Annotated in this window: 2 protein-coding genes and 1 pseudogene; 2 read left to right on the top strand and 1 reads right to left on the bottom strand. The window is 69.9% G+C overall.

The annotated features are described in order from the left end of the window. A pseudogene (locus I59_RS19425) lies at positions 1 to 1,406 on the top strand (APC family permease); the annotation flags it as partial. A gap of 101 nt (positions 1,407 to 1,507) precedes the next feature. Further along, entirely contained in the window at positions 1,508 to 2,125 is a 618-nt protein-coding gene (locus I59_RS07000) for a hypothetical protein (protein ID WP_022903251.1), read from the top strand. Positions 2,126 to 2,142: 17 nt separating this feature from the next. Here the strand turns inward: I59_RS07000 and I59_RS06995 are convergent, their stop codons facing one another. Then, entirely contained in the window at positions 2,143 to 2,574 is a 432-nt protein-coding gene (locus tag I59_RS06995; RefSeq protein ID WP_148286125.1) for a hypothetical protein, read from the bottom strand. Positions 2,575 to 2,813 lie beyond the last annotated feature (239 nt).

The following is a 2,813-nucleotide window of genomic DNA, read 5'->3' as shown; positions in this document are numbered from 1 at the left end:
TCCGAAACTGCTGCTGCTGTTCATCGTCGGCGACATCCTCGGTACCCGGGGTCTACGCGCTCACCGGTCAGGTCGCCGCGGAGTTCGGCGGAGCAGCGTGGCTCCCGTTCCTCATCGCGTTCGCGGTGGCGCTCCTGACCGCGTTCTCGTACCTCGAACTCGTGACGAAGTACCCGCAGACCGCCGGGGCTGCCCTCTACGTCCACAAGGCGTTCGGCGTCCACTTCCTCACGTTCATCGTCACCTTCATCGTGATGTGCTCCGGGATCACGTCCGCGTCGACGGCCTCGCGTGCGTTCGCGGCGAACCTCGGCGCGGGGTTCGGCCTCGAACTACCGAACGCCGTCGTGATGCTCATCGGCATGGGCTTCATGCTCCTGGTGATGGCGGTGAACTTCCGCGGCGTCAGCGAGAGCGTGAAGACGAACGTGGTGCTGACCCTCGTGGAGCTGTCCGGCCTCGTGATGGTCATCCTCATCGGCTTCTGGGCGATCGCCGGCGGCAACGCGGACTTCTCGCGCGTGGTGATGTTCGACACCCCGGAGGACAAGACCCTGCTGCTGTCGATCTCGACCGCGACGTCGCTGGCGTTCTTCGCGATGGTCGGCTTCGAGGACTCGGTGAACATGGCCGAGGAGACCAAGGACCCCTCGCGGATCTTCCCGAAGGTGATGCTGACCGGCCTCGGCATCACCGCGGTGATCTACGTGCTCGTGTCGATCTGCGCCGTGGCGGTCGTGCCGATCGGTGAGCTCGCCGGCAACGAGACCCCGCTCGTGACCGTCGTGCAGACCGCGGCACCGGGCTTCCCGATCGCCGCGCTCCTGCCGTTCATCTCCATGTTCGCCGTCGCCAACACCGCCCTGATCAACATGATGATGGCGTCGCGTCTGCTCTACGGCATGAGCAAGCAGGGCGTGCTGCCCGGGTTCTTGTCCCATGTCTCGCCTGCCCGCCGCACCCCGTCGACCGCGATCCTGTTCACGACGCTCATCTCCCTCGCGCTCATCGGGTGGGTGTCCCTCAACCCGGACTCCCCGATCGTCGTGGTCCTGGGCGGGACGACCTCGCTGCTGCTCCTCTCGGTGTTCGCGGTCGTGAACCTGTCGGTGCTCGTGCTCCGCCGGGACAAGGTCGACCACCGGCACTTCCGCGCCGGGGTCGTCATCCCCGTGATCGGCGTCGTCACCTGCGTCTGGCTGGTGCTTCCGTGGTCGTCCGGCCGTGACCCGCAGCAGTACGAGATCGCCGGCGGACTCCTCGCGCTCGGCATCGTGCTGTGGCTCGTGACCTGGTTCACGCACGGCCGGAAGCAGACCGAGAAGGCGCCGACGGGTCTGGTGACCGAGCCCACCGCCGTGCAGCCCTCCACCGCCGATCGCGAGCACGACCGCCAGGACGGCTGACCGGCCGACCCGCGACACCCCCGATCGGGCGGGGGCGGTTCTCCAGGAGGTGCACGTACCCTCGTCATGCTCCGAACCGCCCCGCCCGAGAGGACCCCGTCATGCGCCGCGTCGGCATCACCCTCGCGTCCGTGTTCGGCGTGGGCGTCGTGGCGGCGGTGATCGGCGTCGTCGTGCTCGTCGTGGTCGCGGTCAACTCGCTGTCCGGTGCCGCTCGACCGCTGGCGGCCGCCACCCCGACCTGCCCCGCCGCCGCCACGAAGACCATCGGCGGCATCGCGGTCCCGGCGGGCCCGGTCGCCGGGTTCTGCCAGGACCGCCTGGTGAACGCCGCGTACGTCATCCAGGCGGCCGAGGCGCTCGGCATCGGCCCGCACACGCAGGCGGTCGGGGTGATGACCGCGATCGGCGAGTCGAGCCTGGTGAACCTCGACCACGGTGACGCCGCCGGCCCGGACAGCCGCGGGCTCTTCCAGCAGCGGGACAACGGCGCTTGGGGCACCTACGCACAGCGGATGGACCCGTACACGGCCGCGTCGATGTTCTACGCGAAGCTCGTGAAGGTCCCCGGCTGGAAGACGATGACTCCCACGCAGATGGCCCACGCGGTGCAGATCAACTCGGATCCCGACCACTACGCGAAGTTCTGGCCCGAGGCGAAGGCGGTCGTCGAGGGCCTGACCGGCGAGACCGTGCCGGACACCGCACCGCAGAGCTGACCCCACGGCGACCCCGGTCACGCGACGAGCGAGCCGGGCTCGTCCAGCTCGAGCATCTCCACCCCACGGTCGTGCACGATGACCTGGCCGCGGAGCCGGACGTGCCGCTCCCCGAACGAGCACGCGACGGCGTCGACCCACTCCCAGTCGACGGCGTGCGCCTGGTCGTTCCCCGGCCGTTCCCAGACCACCAGGACGTCGTCGGCCTCGACCTGCTCGGTGACGTCGGCGATGAGCGCGGCGAAGTCCTCCACGTGCTCGTCGGGTTGGTAGGGCAGTTCGGACACGGGGAGCAGGAGCGGGATGGGGACGCCCCGCTCGGCGAGGAAGACGACCCAGCACTGTCGGGTCAGCGGTCGGCCGATGAGCTCGCGGACGAGGGCGAGGACGTCGGCGTCGGTCCGGACGGGTGCATCGGTGAGGCGGGCGATCATGTCGGTGTCTGGCATGACCCCAGCGTCGCGGCCGGCACCGGCCCGCCGCAGGGCCCCGACGCGATCTGTGGACGACGCCGCCCGCGACCGCCCCGGTGCAGGAACGGGTCAGATGCCCCGGGTCACCGCCGCGTCGACGAGCAAGCGGCACGCGAAGGACACCACGACGACCGCGGTGATGCCCACGACCGGGATCGCCCACGCCATCCGTCGTCGGACGAGCCGGAACAGCGACCAACGATCGCCCCGACCAC

The sequence above is a fragment of the Curtobacterium sp. B8 genome, from assembly GCF_000333315.1.
Lineage (GTDB): Bacteria > Actinomycetota > Actinomycetes > Actinomycetales > Microbacteriaceae > Curtobacterium > Curtobacterium luteum.
This window is presented reverse-complemented; position numbering and strand designations above follow the sequence as displayed.

Coding starts and splice junctions, on each gene's coding strand:
- I59_RS06995 (WP_148286125.1), bottom strand. CDS start 2,574: ATGCCAGACACCGACATGATCGCCCGCCTCACCGATGCACCCGTCCGG.
- I59_RS07000 (WP_022903251.1), top strand. CDS start 1,508: ATGCGCCGCGTCGGCATCACCCTCGCGTCCGTGTTCGGCGTGGGCGTC.